The organism is Mesorhizobium huakuii (genome assembly GCF_014189455.1).
In the GTDB taxonomy this organism is placed as follows: domain Bacteria; phylum Pseudomonadota; class Alphaproteobacteria; order Rhizobiales; family Rhizobiaceae; genus Mesorhizobium; species Mesorhizobium huakuii_A.
In genome coordinates, this window is sequence record NZ_CP050296.1 from 4,255,394 (window position 1) to 4,271,945 (window position 16,552).

13 protein-coding genes and 3 pseudogenes are annotated in these 16,552 nt (G+C 64.9%); 12 read left to right on the forward strand and 4 right to left on the reverse strand.

Annotation, left to right across the window (positions count from 1 at the left end):
• Positions 1 to 9: 9 nt before the first annotated feature.
• Positions 10 to 1,137 carry a serine hydrolase domain-containing protein gene (locus HB778_RS20735; RefSeq protein WP_183456535.1) on the forward strand — a complete coding sequence of 376 codons (1,128 nt, stop codon included), beginning with the start codon at positions 10 to 12 and terminating at the stop codon, positions 1,135 to 1,137.
• A gap of 157 nt (positions 1,138 to 1,294) precedes the next feature.
• On the opposite strand, the gene HB778_RS20740 is transcribed toward HB778_RS20735, so the two are convergent.
• Positions 1,295 to 1,927, reverse strand: coding sequence for a MarR family winged helix-turn-helix transcriptional regulator (locus HB778_RS20740; protein ID WP_183456537.1), 633 nt, complete (start codon positions 1,925 to 1,927; stop codon positions 1,295 to 1,297).
• Between the two features lie 118 nt (positions 1,928 to 2,045).
• On the opposite strand from HB778_RS20740, the gene HB778_RS20745 reads away from it, so the two are divergent.
• Positions 2,046 to 3,575, forward strand: coding sequence for an MDR family MFS transporter (locus HB778_RS20745; protein ID WP_183456538.1), 1,530 nt, complete (start codon positions 2,046 to 2,048; stop codon positions 3,573 to 3,575).
• Positions 3,576 to 3,636: 61 nt separating this feature from the next.
• Here the strand turns inward: HB778_RS20745 and HB778_RS20750 are convergent, their stop codons facing one another.
• The gene (locus tag HB778_RS20750; protein ID WP_183456540.1) at positions 3,637 to 4,437 is read right to left on the reverse strand and encodes an IclR family transcriptional regulator; all 801 of its coding nucleotides are present in this window, start codon (positions 4,435 to 4,437) and stop codon (positions 3,637 to 3,639) included.
• A 235-nt stretch (positions 4,438 to 4,672) separates the two neighbouring features.
• Between HB778_RS20750 and HB778_RS20755 the strand changes: the two are divergent.
• The 4 genes and pseudogenes from HB778_RS20755 to HB778_RS20770 all read left to right on the forward strand — a co-directional run bounded on the left by HB778_RS20755 (position 4,673) and on the right by HB778_RS20770 (position 9,181).
• Positions 4,673 to 5,739: pseudogene (locus tag HB778_RS20755) on the forward strand (ABC transporter substrate-binding protein).
• A gap of 5 nt (positions 5,740 to 5,744) precedes the next feature.
• On the forward strand, positions 5,745 to 7,250 hold the full coding sequence (locus tag HB778_RS20760; RefSeq protein WP_183456542.1) for a sugar ABC transporter ATP-binding protein: 1,506 nt from the start codon (positions 5,745 to 5,747) through the stop codon (positions 7,248 to 7,250).
• Positions 7,247 to 8,212 (forward strand): ABC transporter permease, encoded by a 966-nt coding sequence (locus HB778_RS20765; RefSeq protein WP_183456545.1) that lies wholly within the window; start codon positions 7,247 to 7,249, stop codon positions 8,210 to 8,212. Before HB778_RS20760 ends, HB778_RS20765 begins: the two co-directional genes overlap by 4 nt.
• Positions 8,209 to 9,181, forward strand: a pseudogene (locus HB778_RS20770) (ABC transporter permease). Before HB778_RS20765 ends, HB778_RS20770 begins: the two are co-directional and overlap by 4 nt.
• Here the strand turns inward: HB778_RS20770 and HB778_RS20775 are convergent.
• Positions 9,155 to 10,096, reverse strand: a complete 942-nt coding sequence (locus HB778_RS20775) for an amidohydrolase family protein (protein ID WP_183456547.1) — start codon at positions 10,094 to 10,096, stop codon at positions 9,155 to 9,157. The pseudogene HB778_RS20770 and the gene HB778_RS20775 sit on opposite strands and share 27 nt — an antisense overlap.
• 77 nt (positions 10,097 to 10,173) lie before the next feature.
• Here HB778_RS20775 and HB778_RS20780 point away from each other — a divergent pair.
• From HB778_RS20780 to HB778_RS20805, 6 genes and pseudogenes are all read left to right on the forward strand, one after another.
• Positions 10,174 to 11,498 (forward strand): annotated as a pseudogene (locus HB778_RS20780) (alanine racemase).
• A gap of 45 nt (positions 11,499 to 11,543) precedes the next feature.
• The gene (locus tag HB778_RS20785; RefSeq protein WP_095198060.1) at positions 11,544 to 11,888 is read left to right on the forward strand and encodes a RidA family protein; all 345 of its coding nucleotides are present in this window, start codon (positions 11,544 to 11,546) and stop codon (positions 11,886 to 11,888) included.
• Positions 11,889 to 11,891: 3 nt separating this feature from the next.
• Positions 11,892 to 12,902 (forward strand): succinylglutamate desuccinylase/aspartoacylase family protein, encoded by a 1,011-nt coding sequence (locus tag HB778_RS20790; RefSeq protein ID WP_183456549.1) that lies wholly within the window; start codon positions 11,892 to 11,894, stop codon positions 12,900 to 12,902.
• Positions 12,903 to 12,936: 34 nt separating this feature from the next.
• Complete coding sequence (locus HB778_RS20795; RefSeq protein WP_183456551.1) at positions 12,937 to 14,118, forward strand: hypothetical protein; 1,182 nt, start codon at positions 12,937 to 12,939, stop codon at positions 14,116 to 14,118.
• Between the two features lie 69 nt (positions 14,119 to 14,187).
• Positions 14,188 to 15,207, forward strand: coding sequence for an NADP-dependent oxidoreductase (locus tag HB778_RS20800; RefSeq protein WP_183456554.1), 1,020 nt, complete (start codon positions 14,188 to 14,190; stop codon positions 15,205 to 15,207).
• 301 nt (positions 15,208 to 15,508) lie between these two features.
• Positions 15,509 to 15,877 carry a hypothetical protein gene (locus HB778_RS20805; protein ID WP_183456556.1) on the forward strand — a complete coding sequence of 123 codons (369 nt, stop codon included), beginning with the start codon at positions 15,509 to 15,511 and terminating at the stop codon, positions 15,875 to 15,877.
• Between the two features lie 50 nt (positions 15,878 to 15,927).
• Here the strand turns inward: HB778_RS20805 and HB778_RS20810 are convergent, their stop codons facing one another.
• Entirely contained in the window at positions 15,928 to 16,548 is a 621-nt protein-coding gene (locus HB778_RS20810; RefSeq protein WP_183456558.1) for a helix-turn-helix domain-containing protein, read from the reverse strand.
• Positions 16,549 to 16,552 lie beyond the last annotated feature (4 nt).

Consider the following 16,552-nt stretch of genomic DNA (forward strand, 5'->3'; position numbering starts at 1 on the left):
AATTCGCGCATGAACATAGATGGTATCTGCGATCCGCGCTTTGCCGCCGTGCGCGAGGCATTCGCCGCGTGTTTTGCCGAAGGGCTGGAACATGGCGGTGGCATATCCGTCGTCGTCCACGGCAGGACCGTCATCGACCTGTGGGGCGGTCATGCCGATGCCGCGCGGACCCGCCCTTGGCGGCAGGACACGCTGATCAATGTCTGGTCATCCACCAAAGGCGTCGTGGCGCTGGCGATCGCCATGCTGGTGGAGCGCGGCAGACTGGATTATGCCGCACCCATTGCCCGCTACTGGCCGGAATTCGCGGCCGGCGGCAAGGAGCGCATCACGCTCGATCAGGTGATGTCGCACCAGGCCGGGCTGAATGGTCTTGCCGTGCCGATGGACGAGGCAGGATTGCTCGCGTGGACGCCTTTTGTCGACGCGCTTGCGGCCATGTCGCCATTATGGGAGCCCGGCAGCCGCTGTATCTATCACGCCCTGACCTATGGCCATCTCGCCGGCGAAGTGTTGCGCCGCGTCGACGGGCGAAGCATCGGCCGCTTCATCGCCGAAGAGATCGCGGGCCCGCTCGGAGCCGACTTTCATGTCGGTCTGCCGGACCGCGAGGATTCCAGGGTCGCCGAGATGATCGAGGGGCCCAGGGCTTCGGATTGGGTCGAGTTTGTCCGCGCCTCGCCATTTCCCCACGCAGGTGACAATCCGGCGCCGCGTGCATTGGCCCCCAACGACCGCGTCTGGCGTGCCGCCGAGGTGCCGGGCGGCAATGGCCAGTCGACGGCGCGTGCACTGGCGCGTATTTACGGCATGATGGCGGCAGGCGGGGTCTGGGAGGGCAAAGCTCTGATGGGTCGCGCGGCTGTCGAGGAAGCAACGCACCTGCGCTTTCGCGGCATGGACGACAGCTTCGCGGTTCCAACGGCCTTTTCCGCCGGCTATCAGATGGAGGATCCGGTCTATGCCGGCCGTGCGTCGCCGCAAACGTTCGGCCACACCGGCTGGGGCGGCGCCATCGGCTTTGCCGATCCCGGTGCCGGCGTCGGGTTCGGCTATGTCACCAACCGCATGCTGGGCTTTGACGATTTGGACCCACGCCGCAAGCGGTTAATCGACGCCGTTTACGACTCGCTTTGATCGTCCGAACAGGTCTTTGCGCATGCTTGGTGAAATTAGCCGGATCGAACGCCTTTTCGAACGATGCAATGCATCGCACCACGTCATACCGGCGGCCAATTCATGGGTAACAGGTGTCGACTTGGCTATGGCGGGCGGTCGATACCCCCCGGCAGGCCTACACCAGTTCCGTCTCGTCCATCACCTGCTTGACGGCATCGGCCGCCCTGCGCATGCCATCCTCGTCGGTGGCCCAACCCGCGAAGCGTTCCAGCAAGGTGGCGAACGTCACTAGGTCCTGCTCGTCCCACTGCGCCAGTGCCCCGGCGAAAATCCGCCATTTGGTCTGGCGCACCGCCGTCACCAGGCGCTCGCTCCTTGCGGTGAGTTTGAGGCAAATGCGCCGGGCATCGAGTTGCGATGCGACGCGGAAGGCGTAGCCGCGCTCGACGAGATCGGCAGAGATGCGGCTGGCGCGGGAGGGGTCGATCCCCATGCGCTCGGCGATGATGCCGACCGTCACCTCGTCCTGCGGGGTGTCGCCGGCGCCCGCGCTGAGTGCGATAATCGCATCGAGATGGCTTACTTCCAGCGAGGGATCGATGCGGGCCAGTATCAGGCGACCGAAATCCCGGCGCTGGACGGAGCGGCGCACCTTGGCCATCACCGCATCGATGGCGGCGACGGCGTCGGCCGCCGCTTCGGACAGGCCACTGCCGCGCGCCAGATCCGCGAGGTCCTGATCGCCACGCGTTTGACACAGGGCGGAAAATCGGTCCGGTTTGCCAGTCTCGGTATCGTTGCTGCTCATATTAGAGCGCGCTAGCAAAAATATATGCTGATGTCAACTGTATGCTGATAGCATATATTTGATATTGACATATATCTGCCATGAGCACATAAACTGCGCCCAGCTTGCGGAGATAGCAATGACTCTCGACTCGACCCTTCCGGATGCGGCGCCCATAGAGACTGAAGCCAGACCCGACCTTACCACGCTGATCGTCTATTTCGGCGCGCTGATCGCCATGTTCATGGCCACCATCGACATGCAGATCGTCGTCACCGCCTTGCCCACCATTGCCGGCGAACTCGGCAATCTGCATCTGTTCGGTTGGGTCGGCGCCGCCTACCTGCTGTCGACCGCCGCCGTCTCGCCGTTCTACGGCAAGCTCGGCGATATGTATGGCCGCAAGAACGTGGTGCTGACGGCGATCACCTTGTTCCTGCTGGGTTCGCTGGTCTGCGGCATGGCTTGGTCGATGGAGAGCCTGATCGCCGCGCGTGTCCTGCAAGGTATCGGCGGCGGTGGCCTGATGGTCTCGGCCTTCGCCATGATCGGCGAATTGTTCGGGCCACGCGACCGCGCCAAATATCAAGGTTACAGTTCGGCGGTGTTCGCGCTGTCGTCGGTCCTCGGTCCCTTGGCCGGCGGCTATATCACCAGCCTGTTTGGCTGGCGCTGGGTGTTCCTGGTCAATCTGCCGATCGGCATTGTCGTGCTGGCGATCCTGGCATTCGCCATGCGCAGCCGGTTCAACGAGAAGCGGCACCGCATCGACTATCTCGGCGGCCTGCTGCTGGCCATCGGCACCACGGCAATCGTCTATTGGGGCTATCATGTGCTCGACCCTGCCGGGCCGGATTTGCTCACCTTCGCGCTGCCGGTCCTCGCGCTGGCGGCAATCGCCTCGTTCATCGTGGTCGAGCGGCGGGCCGAGGAGCCGATCGTGCCCTTGCGGCTGTTCGGCATCTCGACGGTGCGCATCGTCTCGGGAGTGTCGGTGGTCGCCGGATCGGTGACGCTCGGCATGTTCTTCTATTTCGCGCTCTACATGCAGACGCTGACGGGTCTCAGTCCGGCCGAGGTCGGCTTCCTGTTCCTGCCGGCGTCGTTGACCTCGATGGTCATCTCGATCGTGGCCGGGCGGGTGATTGCCGCGACCGGTCGCTACAAATGGATGCCGGTGGTGGCGATGGGGATTGGCGGGCTGCTGATGATCGGTTTTGTCTTCATCAATTCGCACACGCCGATCTGGGTGCTGGCGGTGATGATGGGCCTGTTCGGCATCAGCATGGGCCTGCAGTTCCAGGTGCTGATCGTGGCGATCCAGGCCGCGGCGCCGCTCAAGGACATCGGCGCAGTGACGTCGCTGATCACCCAGGCGCGGACGATCGGAGCGTCATTGGGACTGGCGCTGAACGGCGCGGTGATGACCTGGGCCCTGAACCGGCAGACTTCAGAGCTTCCGGCCGATGCCGCCGCGTTGTTGCCAGACGGCCTGACTGGGCTGAACCCGCATCTGGCGTCGAGCCTGCCGCCGACGATCCGCGACGTGGTCCTCGGCCACTATTCGAGTGGTTTCAACGTGATGTTCCTCTGGGTGGCGGCGCTCTACTTCGTCGCCATGGCGCTGACGCTTCTGCTCGAGGATATCCAGATCCCGAAGCGGGGCTGAGCCCGGCCACGGCGTCCTCAGCCCGGCAGGCTGAGGAGAGCCTGGCGCGACGGCGGCTCTCTCAGCTGTCGGTCAGCGACAGCGTGCGAGCGCGTTCGCGCAGCAGATCGAGCAACTGGTTGCGCCGCGGCTCGGGCGTGTCGATAGGCAGTACGAAGCACAGTGTCTTGTTGATGGCGCCGTGGCCATCGCGGATGGGCGCGGCCATGCACCAGGTGAAACGGTCGGCCAGAGCCGCGGTTTCGCTATAGCCTTGCTGGTGCGCCGTGGCGACATCGGCGAAGAACTCGGCCGGCGCGATGACGCGGCCGTCGGGCAGCGTGTAGTCACCGGGCGGGATGAAATCGCGCAGCTCCTGCTCGCTCATATGGCCGAGCAGCAGCCGCCCCGATGCCGTCCACGGGATCGGCACTTCGACGCCGACATCGCTCGAGATGCGGAAGGGGCCTGGCGAATCGCGGCAGTCGAGCACGACATATTTGTTGCCGCGCAGGCCGCACAGCTGGACGGTCTCGCCGGTCTCCACGGCCAGCCGGTCCAGCGTCTCGATGATGCGGCGGTAGTGGGCATTGTGATGCGAATAGGCCCAGCCGAACAGATGCATCGAGCGGCCGAAATAGACGTAGCCCTCCGTCCCGACATTTTCGAGCATTTCGGCCTCGAGCAGGCTGTTGACGATCTCGTAGGTGGTCGAGCGTGGTGCGCCGATCATCTTGGCGATATCGCCGACACGCATCGGCGCGCGGTGCTTCAGCAGCGCCTCGAGCAGCATGATGACGCGGTCGATGCCGCGCCGCCGCTCGCCGGGGCGCGCATCCTTGCCGGCATCCGTCTCGATCAAATCAGCCACGCCGTCGCTCATGTCAGCCGTCCAAAAATCATTTCGGCCCTCGTCTCAAGACGCTTGAAAGATGTCAAGGCTCAGTCTAGCATCCCTTTTGTCCGATATACAGACATAGTGTCTGAAATACCGGACAAATTAACGAGCCTGACGCAGAAAGTCCTGACGAAAAACAGACGGTTTCCGAGCCCGGCAACCGGCGGGTTTGCTCGTCCCGACCCCGCACGTCCGGACACAACCTCAGAAGGGAACAGTCATGATGAAATCGCCGTTTTTCGCATCCGCCAGCGCCCTTTGCCTCGGTCTCGTGCTGAGCCTGGGCGCGGGTTCGCAGGCCAATGCCGCCGCCAACTGCATCAAGGGCGACCGCAAGGCCCCTATACGATCGGCTGGGCCAACATCTATTCGGTGCCGACCTGGATGAAGCAGACGCAGGGCACGATCGAAGCCGAGGTGGAGACGCTGAAGAAGCAGGGGCTGGTCGACAAGCTGGTCGTTACCGACGCCCAGGGCGATGCCAATGTGCAGATCCAGCAGATCCAGTCGATGATCGATTCCAATGTTGACGCCATCATCCTGATCGCCGGCTCGTCGACGGCGCCGGCGCGCGTGCTGGCTGACGCCTGCGCCAAGGGCATCGCCATCATCAATTTCGACAGCCTCGTCGACACCGACAAGGTGACCGCCAAGGTCAACACCGATTCCTCGCAGTGGGGCGATCAGGCGGCCAAGTTCCTGATCGACGCCATCGGCGGCAAGGGCAAGATCCTGATCCTCAATGGCCCGGCTGGCGTTTCGGTCAGCGATGACCGGCGCAAGGGTGCCGATGCCGAGCTGAAGGCCCATCCCGACGTGAAGGTGCTTGCCGAGACCAACACGCCCTACAATGTCGCGCCTGCCCAGGAAGCCGTGACCAGCCTGCTCTTCGCCAACCCCGAGATCGACGGCATTCTATCGCTTGGCGGCGCGCTGTCGGCCGGCGCGGTTCTGGCCCTCGACAAGCAGGGCCGCGAGCAGGTGCCGATCACCGGCGAGAACGCACGCCAGTTCCTCGAACTGTGGAAGGAAAAAGGCCTGAAGAGCTGGGCAACCATGCAGCCGAACTGGCTTGGCGCCTTCGCCGCCTACACCGCCGTCCAGGCGCTGGAGGGCAAGGACGTGCCGGCCTTCGTCAAGATCCCGCTGCCGGTGATCGACAATTCCAACATCGACGAATATCTCGCCCGTGCGAAGGATTTCCCGGCTGACGGTTACATCTATTCGCCCTACGATGAGGAGCTGTTCAAGAAGCTGCTGCCCAGAAATAAGCCGGAAGGGTTGTAGCGTTGATGACCACGGCTCCGCTGCTCGCGGCGCGGGGGGTGTCGAAGTCTTTCTTCGGCAACCCCGTCCTGCGCGACGTCTCCATCGCTCTCCAGCCGGGCCGCGTGCATGCGCTGCTCGGCGAGAACGGCGCGGGAAAGTCGACGCTGATCAACCTCTTGTCCGGGGCGTTGCGCCCGGATGGCGGGGCCGTCGAGGTCGAAGGGCGGGCGGTGTCGCGCATGACGCCGGCGCTTGCCCGGCAGGCGGGCATTGCCGTCGTGCAGCAGGAGCTCAGCCTGACGGCCAGCCTGTCGATTGCCGAAAACATCGGCCTCGGCGCCTATCCCAGGCGGCTCGGCCTGATCGACTACACCGCGCTTGCCGCCCGGGCCAGGGCGGCGTGCGAACTGGTTGGGCTGCATGAGCCGCTGTCGACGCCTGTCGGGCATCTGTCACTCGGCCGCCGGCAGATGGTCGAGATCGCCAAGGCGCTCTACCGCAAGCCACGCGTGCTCATCCTCGACGAACCCACCTCGTCGCTGTCGGCGACGGAGACGAAAATCCTGACCGACCTGCTGAAACGGCTGCGCGGCCAAGGCATCGCCATTCTCTACATCTCGCACCGGTTGAACGAGGTGATGGCGCTCTGCCAGCATGTCACCGTCCTCAAGGATGGCATCTGCACTGCGGACCGCTCGCTGGCGGGAACCGACGCCGCCGGGCTTGTGCGCCTAATGGTCGGCCGCGACCCCGGCGATCTCTTTCCGCAATGGCAGACTTCCAGGTCTCCGGCCGACGCCATCTCGGTCCGCAATTTTTCGGCGGGCCTGATGCGCGACGTCGATCTCGACGTCAGGACGGGCGAGGTGCTGGGCATTGGCGGCCTGGTCGGGCAGGGGCAGGAAGATCTGCTGCTCGGACTTTGCGGCGCGATTCCGGCCAGGACCGCATCGGCGAGCGTCAATGGTGTCCCGGGGCTGCCCGGCGGCGTTCCGAAAGCCAATGCGCTTGGCCTTGCCTATGTGCCGGCCGATCGCAAGCGTGAAGGCCTGCACCTGATCCATCCCATCATCACCAACATGATGTTGCCCGCCTTCGCCAGACTGCCGGCGCTGAAGCTGCGCAGCCGCCGGGCCGAGCGCGAGACGGCCAGAGGCCTTGCCGCCCAGCTCGGCATCAAGGGCGATCTCGCCCGAGCGGCACAGGCTCTCTCCGGCGGCAACCAGCAGAAGGTGGCGTTGGCGAAATGGATGCCGCACGACCCGCTCGTGCTTCTGCTAAACGACCCGACGCGCGGCGTCGATGTCGAGACCAAGCGCGAAATCTACCTGATGCTTCGCGCCTTCGCCGCCGCCGGCAAGGCCGTCGTGCTGCTCAGTTCCGACACACCGGAACTGGTGCATCTGTGCGACCGCGTCGCGGTGGTGCGTGAGGGCCGTATCGTCGCCACGCTCGAGCGCGGGGCGCTGAGCGAGGAGACCATTGTATCGGCGGCGATGGGCGCCGAGGACCGGAAGGTCGCGGCATGAGCACTGTTTCCCCCGCAAAGTCCGCCGGCGCCCTCTACTGGCCAGTGCAGATGCGCCGCAACATCGGCGTGCGCAGCCTGTTCATCGTCGTGCTGGCGTTTCTCGTTGCCTATGGTGTTCTGTTTCCGGGCCTGTTTTCGGCTTCCGGCTTCGCCAAATTCACCCAGAGCTGGTTCCCGCTGGCATTGGTCGCGATGGCGCAGGCGATCCTCATGCTCACCGGCGGCATCAGCCTGGCGATCGGCGCCACCGTCAGCCTTGGCGCGGTCATCGCCGCGACGACGATGGCCGGCCCGCTCGGCGTCGCGGGCGGCGCCGCCGCTGTGGCGCTGACCGGCCTCGGTATCGGCACGGCGACCGGCTTCATCGTCGTCAGGCTTCGCCTCCCGGCGATCGTTGTGACGCTTGCCGGTTCCTTCATCATAGGCGGCGCGGCACTGCTGGTCCTGCCCAGGCCGGGTGGTGCCATTCCGGCATGGCTGTCCGATCTGCTTGCCGGCAACACGCCGGCGGCCTTCGTGCTTTTGATGGCGATCGTCTTGCTGTGGAAGCTCTATCTCGCCACGCCGCTTGGGTTGAGCCTCTATGCCGCCGGCGAAAATCCGGTCGGCGCCTATCGCTCCGGCGTCCCGGTCGACGCCGCGCGCGTCGCTGCCTATGCGATCAGTGGCTTGCTCTCCACGGGCGCCGGCCTGTTTGTCGCCGCGCAGACGGGATCGGGAGATCCGGTCATCGGCACGGCCTTCACGCTGAACTCGATCGCCGCCGCCGTGCTCGGCGGCATCGGCTTCCTCGGAGGGCAGGGCACGATGCGCGGCGCGCTCGCCGGCAGCCTGCTGCTCAGCCTGATGATCAGCGTCATGTTCTTCCTCGGCTTCACCCCGGTCGCGCAATATGTCGCCCAGGGCCTCATCATCATCGGGGCGGTTGCCATACCGCAATTCCGCAAGGTGCAGCAATGACGGCATGGAATGAGAGTGTAGGCGGTAAACGCGCCTTGGCGATCCTGCGCAGCCGGCCGTTCCTGACCGTTGTCATCGTCGCCGCCGTCTGGATCGGGGCCAGCTTCGCCTCGCGCGGCTTCGGCGCCTATGGCCATCTGCGCTATCTGGTCGAACTCGGCGCCGTCATCGGGCTGGTCGCGGCCGGCCAGACCTTTGTCGTGATCGCCGGCGGTATCGACCTTTCGGTCGCGGCGATCGTCACCGTCAGCGCCATCAGCCTGCCGCTGCTGTCGTGGCCAGCGGATCCCACCGGGCTTGCCTCCGTCCTCGCTGTCCTTGTCCTGACCACTGTGATCGGTGCGGTCAATGGGCTCGGCGTGGCGTTGCTGCGCGTTCATCCGATGATCATGACGCTGGCCATGGCGACCTTCCTGCAGGGCCTGCTGATCATCATTGCCGGCGGCAGCGCCCGTGACCGCTGAAAACCCGCTGGTGCACTGGCTTGGCAATGCGCGGCCGGCCGGTATTCCGGCAGGTATTGTCCTGTGGGTCATCGTCTCGGCGATTGTGCTGACGGTCATGCATGCGACGCCATTCGGCGCGCGCATTTTCGCCATGGGCGCCAATCCGCTCGCCGCTTCGCTGTCGGGGGTGCCGGTGGCTTCGACGACGCTCGCCGTCTACGGCATCAGCGGCTTCACCTCGGGCCTCGCGGGCGTGCTCGTGCTGGGCATGAACGGACAAGGCTATGTCGGGATCGGCGATCCCTATCTTCTGGCTTCGATCGCTGCCGTGGTGCTTGGCGGCACCTCGATCCTCGGCGGGCTCGGCACCTATGCCGGCACCATCCCGGGCGCGGTCCTGCTGGTCACGATCACCGCGCTGATCACCGTCGTCAACGCATCGCCCGGCTGGCGCAGCATCCTGTTCGGATCACTGATCCTCGGCCTGCTGCTGCTCTCAGGCCGGGAGCAGGCTCGCCGATGACAATTCGTCCAGCCGGTAAATCCGTTTCGCATTGCCGAAGAACAGGGCTGCCTGCTCGTCTGTGGAAAGGTCCGCCGCAATGGTCTTGAAGCCGTCGTATATGTCATCAAACGAAGCGTGCAGGCCGGCGACCGGAAAATCGCTGCCGAACATGGCGCGATCGCTGCCGAAGCAGTCGATGCAATGCAGCACCACCGGCCGCAGGCTGTCGAGCGTCCAGTTGTGATCATAGGCGACCAGATCCGAAATCTTCACGGCGACGTTTTCGTGGCGCGCCAGGGCGCGCAGTCCTTCGCGCCAGCGTCGCATGCCCTCGGCGTCGCGGTCGATCGGGCTGCCGCAATGGTTGAGGACGAATTGCTGGCCGGGAAACGCCGCCGCCAGCCGGGCAGCATCGGCAAGCTGGCGCGGGAACACCATCAGGTCGAAGGCGAGTTGGTGAGCGCCGAGCAAGGCCAGGCCGGCGCGCCATGCCGGCTCGTCCATGATGCCGTCTCGCGCAGCGAAGCGCCGGGTAGGATCAGGGTCCCAGCTCAATATGTCGCGCACGCCGACGACGCGATCGAAGGCAGCCTGCGCCTCGATCAGCGCCGGCGCCCCGGGGCTCGCCAGCGGCACGCGGACGACATAGCGGGCCGCCACGCCTTGCGACTTGTCCTGCGTTTCCAGCCAGCGCGTCTCGCCGACGCAGTCATCGCTCGCCCAGCCGGCTTCAACATGGACGGTGGCAACGACATCGTGCCCGGCGGCGTCGCGCGAAAAATCCTGCGGAAGATAGTTGCGGCGCAACGGGCCGAGCTCGCCCAGGCCGCCGCGTTCGCCGGCGGTCGCCGCCAACCACGGGTGCCGGCCAAGGCCAAGATCCCAGAGATGATGGTGGGCATCGACGATCGGTCCGGAATAGGGTTTTGGCACGGAAGTCTCTCATGCATGAGCTGGGCGGGAAGCCGGCCCGGCTGTCGTTTCGCGACGGCGAAAAGGGGTAGCATCGGATGACGCAAAACTCACCAGTCCCGCTGCTTGGCGTGCGCGAAAATTTTGTCCTCGACGACCGCATCCGCGGTGTGCCGCCCGGCACGGCCGGGCTGGACTTAGCCTCGTCGGACAGCAGGGCTGGCGTCCGGCCGATGGCCGCATGGCGCTGCCCGTGCTCACCCTCGACGAGGCGGCGTTCGCGGCCAATCGCGACCTGTTCCTGCGCTATATCAGCGAACAGGGCGTCGCGGTCGCACCGCATGCCAAGACGCCGATGGCGCCCGACCTGGCCCGGTCGCTGGTCGAGGCCGGCGCCTGGGGCACGACGGTCGCCGATATCCGCCAGGCGACGGTGATGCTCAAGGCCGGGCTTTCCCGGCTGATCATCGCCAACGAGGTTGGCGGCAGCGGTGGCGCCAGCCGTCTGGCAACACTCGCCGGCGCCTGGCCGGATGTCGAGATTCTCGTGTTCGTGGACTCGGTCGACGCCGTCAATGCGCTGGCCGGGGCCTGGCGTGCCCATGCCGCGCTTGCTCCCTTGCGCGTGCTGGTCGAACTGGGCGCGGGCAGGGCCGGCGCGCGCACCACGGCTGAAGCCGAGGCGATCGCCGATGCGGTGATGGCGACCGGTGGCCGCCTGCTGATCGCCGGCGTCGCGACCTATGAGGGCGCCGCCGCGCAGCCCGACGCCGGCCGCACCGACGCGGTGATATCAGACCTGCTGGCGATGATTTCGGACATGTTCCTGCGGCTGCGCGCTCGCCTTGGCGGCGAGGCCCCGCTGGTGGTGACAGCCGGCGGCTCGATCTTCTTCGACAAGGTTGTCGCCGCGCTGTCGCCTGTCGTCTCGCGCGATGGCAATGCGACACTGGTGCTGCGCAGCGGCGCCATCTTCTTCCATGACCACGGAACCTATGACCGCTCGCTCGGTGTGCTCGACGCCCGCCAAGGATTCGTCATCGGTGGCGAGAAAGCCTCCGCGCGGCAATCGTTCCGCCCGGCGCTGCGGCTGTGGGCCGAAGTGCTGTCGCGGCCGGAGCCGGGTCTTGCGATCTGCGGCATGGGCATGCGCGACGTGTCGTTCGATCAGGGATTTGCGGTTCCGCTCGCGATTCATCGCGCCGGCCAGTTGCATTCTGCCGCGCCGGTGGATGCCAAGGTCGTCAAGCTCAACGACCAGCATGCCTTCCTGGCGCTGGAACCGGGTACGGATCTGGCTGTCGGCGATGTCGTCGAGTTCGGCATCTCGCACCCCTGCACCTGCCTCGACCGTTACCGCGTCATCTTCGGCCTCGATGAGACCGGACATGTCCGCCATGCCTTCCCAACCTATTTCGGCTGACCGGATCCGCGCCGGCCCCGGCAAAACAAACTGAAAGGATGCGATATGATCAAGTATTTCCAGTCCGGCTCCCGCATGTCGCAGGCGGTCGTCTATGGCGGCCTCGTGCACATAGCCGGCCAGGTGCCCGACAACCGCAAGGCCGGCATCGAAGCCCAGACCAGTGACGTGCTGGCCAAGATCGACGCGCTCCTCGCCGAGGCCGGCACCAGCAAGTCGAAGCTGGTGGCGGTCAACATCTTCCTGCCGCAGATCGGCGATTTCGATGCCATGAACAGCATCTATGACGCCTGGGTCGACCCCGAGCGCCTGCCGGCGCGCGCCTGCGTTGAAGCGCGTCTTGCCGATCCTGACCTGCGCATCGAAGTCACCGCGGTGGCGGCGGTCTGAACCATGCACACCGGCCTCGTCTACACGCTCGACTTCGACCGCGATGGTAAGACATCAGGCCATCTCAGCATTCCGTTCTCGATCGACCGCTCGCCCTACTACCAGGTCAAGGTGCCGATCTGCCTGATCCGCAATGGCGACGGCCCATCGCTGCTTTTGATGGCCGGCAATCACGGCGACGAATATGAAGGCGAGCTGTCGCTGGCCAGACTGGTGCGCCGGCTCGATTCGAAGCGGATCAAAGGCCGCGTCACCATCCTGCCGATGGCCAACGTGCCGGCGGTGATGGCCGCCAAACGCTGCTCGCCGCTCGACGGCGGCAATCTCAACCGCGCTTTCCCGGGCGATCCGTCGGGTACGCCGACAGGCCGGCTGGCGCATTTCCTGGAGACGGAGCTCTTTCCCCGCCATGACGTCGTCTTCGACATCCATTCGGGCGGCACCTCGATGGAACATCTGCCGACAGCGCTGGTCGAGCGCAACAGCGATCCCGACCGCCACGCTCGTGGCGTCGAATTGATGCGCACGCTCGGCATGCCTTACGGCTTCGTGGCCGACAATGGTGAGGCTTCGCCGACCTCCATGGGCGCGGCGCGGCGTGCCGGCGCCATCGGCGTCAGCGGCGAGTTCGGCGGCGGCGGCACTGCCACCGTCGATACGATGGCGATTACGGCTCGCGCGCTCGACAGTTTGATGATGGCGCTGGGTGTGATCGACGCACCGGTTCTCGGGCCAGCATCAAAGCCTCCGGCGCCGACGCGGCTGCTTTCGCTGTCGCGGCACAGTCAGGGCATCTACGCCACCCGCCGCGGCTGGTTCGAACCTGCCGTCAGGCTGGGCGACAGCGTCGACGCCGGACAATTGGCCGGTTGGTATCACGATCTTGAGCGACTCGATGTCGCCGAGGAAGCCTTGCATTTCGCCGAAGACGGCATCGTGCTTTCGCGCCGGCTGCACACGATGTGCGAGGCGGGTGACTGCCTCATGCAGGTCGCCGAGCCGGTCGACGGCTGACAGAATAGTTCCGCAAAACATCCACGAGGATTCCATGCAACAATTGTCCATGTGGACCTACCCCTGGGATGTCCAGGACCTGGGCCTGGAAACTGTCGAGCGCGATCTCGCCGAGCGCGCCGGGCTCAACATGATCAGCCTCGCCACTTCCTACCATGCCGGCCGCTTCCTGCAGCCGCGCAGCCCGCGCCGCAAAGCCTATTTTCCCGAAGACGGCACGATCTATTTCAAGCCGACGCCGTCGCGTTGGGCCGGGCTCGCCATCCAGCCAAAGGTTGCCGACGTGATCACGCAGGGCGGCGACGTACTTCGCGACCTCGTCCGCAGGCGTGAGGCTGGTGGGCTCGGCGTTTCCTGCTGGACGGTCTGCCTGCACAATACGCGGCTTGGCATGCTTCATCCGCAGGCCGTCACCCGCAACGCCTTTGGCGATGCCAATTACTACAATCTCTGTCCCTCGCATCCGGATGCGCGCGCCTATGTCCGTGCGTTGGTCGCCGATATCTCGCACAGCTACAGGCCGGACAGGATCGAGCTTGAGAGCCCGTCCTTCATGGGCTTCGCCCACGAATACCATCACGAGAAGGATGGTGTCGGGCTGACGCCGGAGGACGATTTTCTGCTGTCTCTGTGCTTCTGCCCGTCCTGCCTGGCCCGGGCCGCCGGCGCGGGAATAGATGGCGAGCCGGCGCGCAAATTGGTCCGCCAATGGATCACCGAGACCTGCGAGCGCGCGGTGCCGCAGCGGCGGTTTCCGGATTTTCCGGCGAGCGGCCTCGAGACGTTTCGGCCCTGGCCGGAACTCCACGCCTATCTCGACTGGCGGTTCGAGCCGGTGACCAGCCTGGTTGCGGAATTGCGCGAGGTTGCTGACCCCAGGACGGCCGTCGTCATCATCGACTTGAAGGACGGCTGGCTTGGCGGCTGCGATCTGGCGGCACTGGGCAAGGTCTGCGACGGGGCGATCCTGTGTGCCTACGACATGCAGGTCGCCGATGTCGCGAGCCTGATAGCGGCCGGCCGGGCAGCACTCGGCGCGGAAAAATTCCTCGGCGCCGGCTATCGGTTGTTCTATCCGGAAATGGCCGGCCCCGACATGCTTGCGGCCAAGGTGAAGCCTGCGCTGGCATCCGATGTCGATGGCATCAATTTCTACAATTACGGCCTCATCCCCGCCGCGCGGCTAGACTGGATCGGTGTTGCCCGGCGACCTTGAGCCGATCACCAATGTGCCTCGCCATACGATAGGATCTTCGCGTAGAACGTCGTTCGAAGGGAGCACCCAATGTCGACTGGGACGAACACCCGCATCGTGCTGGCGGCGCGACCGCAAGGCCGGCCGAAGCCGAGCGATTTCCGCATCGAGTCCGTCGGGATCGCCGAACCGGGCGAGGGCGAATTGCTGTTGCAGATCCTCTATCTGTCGCTCGACCCCTATATGCGCGGCCGTATGAACGCCGCCAGATCCTACGCCAAGCCGGTCGAGATCGACGGCGTGATGGAAGGCGGCACCGTTGCGCGTGTCGTCAGATCCCGCCATGCCGATTTCGCTGAAGGCGATATCGTGCTGTCCCACTCGGGATGGCAGGATTTCGCCCTGTCCGACGGGGTCGGCTTGCGCAAGCTCGACCCTGTGGCGACACCCGTCACCACCGCGCTTGGCGTGCTCGGCATGCCGGGCTTCACCGCCTATGCGGGCCTGCTCACGATAGGCCAGCCAAAGGCCGGCGAGACTGTGGTCGTGGCGGCGGCCAGTGGCGCGGTCGGCTCGGCTGTCGGCCAGATCGCACGTATCAAGGGCGCGCGCGCCGTTGGCATCGCCGGCGGCGCCGACAAATGCGCCTTCGTGCGCCACGAGCTCGGCTTCGACGCGGTCGTCGATCACCGGGCCGAGAATTTCGCCGAGCAGTTGAAGGCGGCCTGCCCGGATGGCATCGACGTCTATTTCGAGAATGTCGGCGGTCCTGTCTGGGATGCGGTGTTTCCCCTGCTGAACGAGTTCGCGCGCGTGCCTGTCTGCGGCTTGATCGCGCAATACAACACCGTCGCTGCTTCCGGTACCGACCGGCTGCCGACGCTGATGCAGCAGGTGCTTCACCGCAGCCTGACGATCAGGGGCTTCATCCAGCGCGAATTTGTCGACCAGCGCCCGGCCTTCTATCGCGAGATGGCCGGGTGGATCGCGTCCGGCCAGGTCCGCTACAGGGAAGATATCGTCGATGGCCTGGAGAATGCGCCGCAGGCTTTCCTCGGGCTTCTCGAAGGCAAGAACTTTGGCAAGCTCATCGTGCGGGTCGCGCAATAATCGTGTCGAGCGAAGCGTGTCGAGCGTCATGGACGGTTTCTACGGCGACCCCGTTTGGCAAAATCCCGTGCCAATTCCGCAGTGAATCCGGGTAATCGATGCTCAATTGGAAGGCATATTGAGCATGGGAAGCGTCGGCTGAAGGGCGTTTTTCCAATGCCACGGACATTTCCTCCGTTGTAGCGGAGGAAAGCGACGTGCGCTCCGGAATTGATGTTGTCGAAGCGGGATTTCGCGGCGTAGAGCTCCGCCATCGACGGCCTGCCGCTGCGGGACGTCTCTCAACCAGACGGAGCAGATCATGAATCCCGCAATGCAGATGCAGCCGATGCCGATGCCGATGATGAACAATATGATGCCGATGATGATGAGCCCGATGATGAATGGCATGATGCCGATGATGAACGGCATGAACCCGATGATGGGCGGCATGCAGATGAACCCGATGATGATAGGCGGGATGCCGATGCAGGGCATGATGCCCGCGATGATGTGCATGATGACCTGCAAGATGACCGCCACCGGCATGGTCTGCGAAATGACCCCGATGAACGACGCCTCGAAGGACATGTTCATGGAATGCTGCAAGCGCATGATGGCCATGAACGGCGCCGGCATGCCGATGATGATGATGTGCGGCGGCATGATGATGATGGGCTCGATGGCCTGATCGCCACCGCTTTGTCTTTGAAGGGGGTCGGCTCGCCGGCCCCTTTTTGTTTATCCGACGGCCTCGACATAAGTCATGACGAGGTAGGCGATGGTCTCGCTGTCGCCGGTATTCCTGTAGCTGTGCGGGACATCCGCTTCGAACAGGATGGCATCGCCTTCGGACAGGTGATGCGGCGCCTCCTGGCCCGCCCGGATCTCGAGTTGGCCCTTGGCCAGGATGATGTTCTCGATCGTGCCTGGAGCATGCGCCTCGGCGTTTTCGGTGTGTCCGACCGCAAAGCGCAACTCGTAGAACTCGACCTTCCGTTCCGCGTCGAAAGGAAACAAGGCCCGCGATGTGAATTTGCCGTCGACCGACGTCAGGATTTTCGCATGCTGGCGGCGCAGGACCAAGGTTCCTTGCACCTTCTGACTGTCGAGCAATGTCGCGAAGGGAACGCCCAGAGCCGTCGTGATCTTCCACAACAGGCTGATGCTGGGAGCGCTTCGGCCGGTCTCGATCTGGCCGAGCATGGCGCGGCTGACACCCGACAGCTTGGCCAACCGTTCGAGCGAATGGCCTTGCCGAGTTCTCAGCCTGCGCAGATTGCGTCCCAGGACCTGCGGCAGTTCACTGGCGGCGTCCCCGCTGTCGGCAAGTTCGATGACATTCGAAAAGGCGTCCGCCACGGCG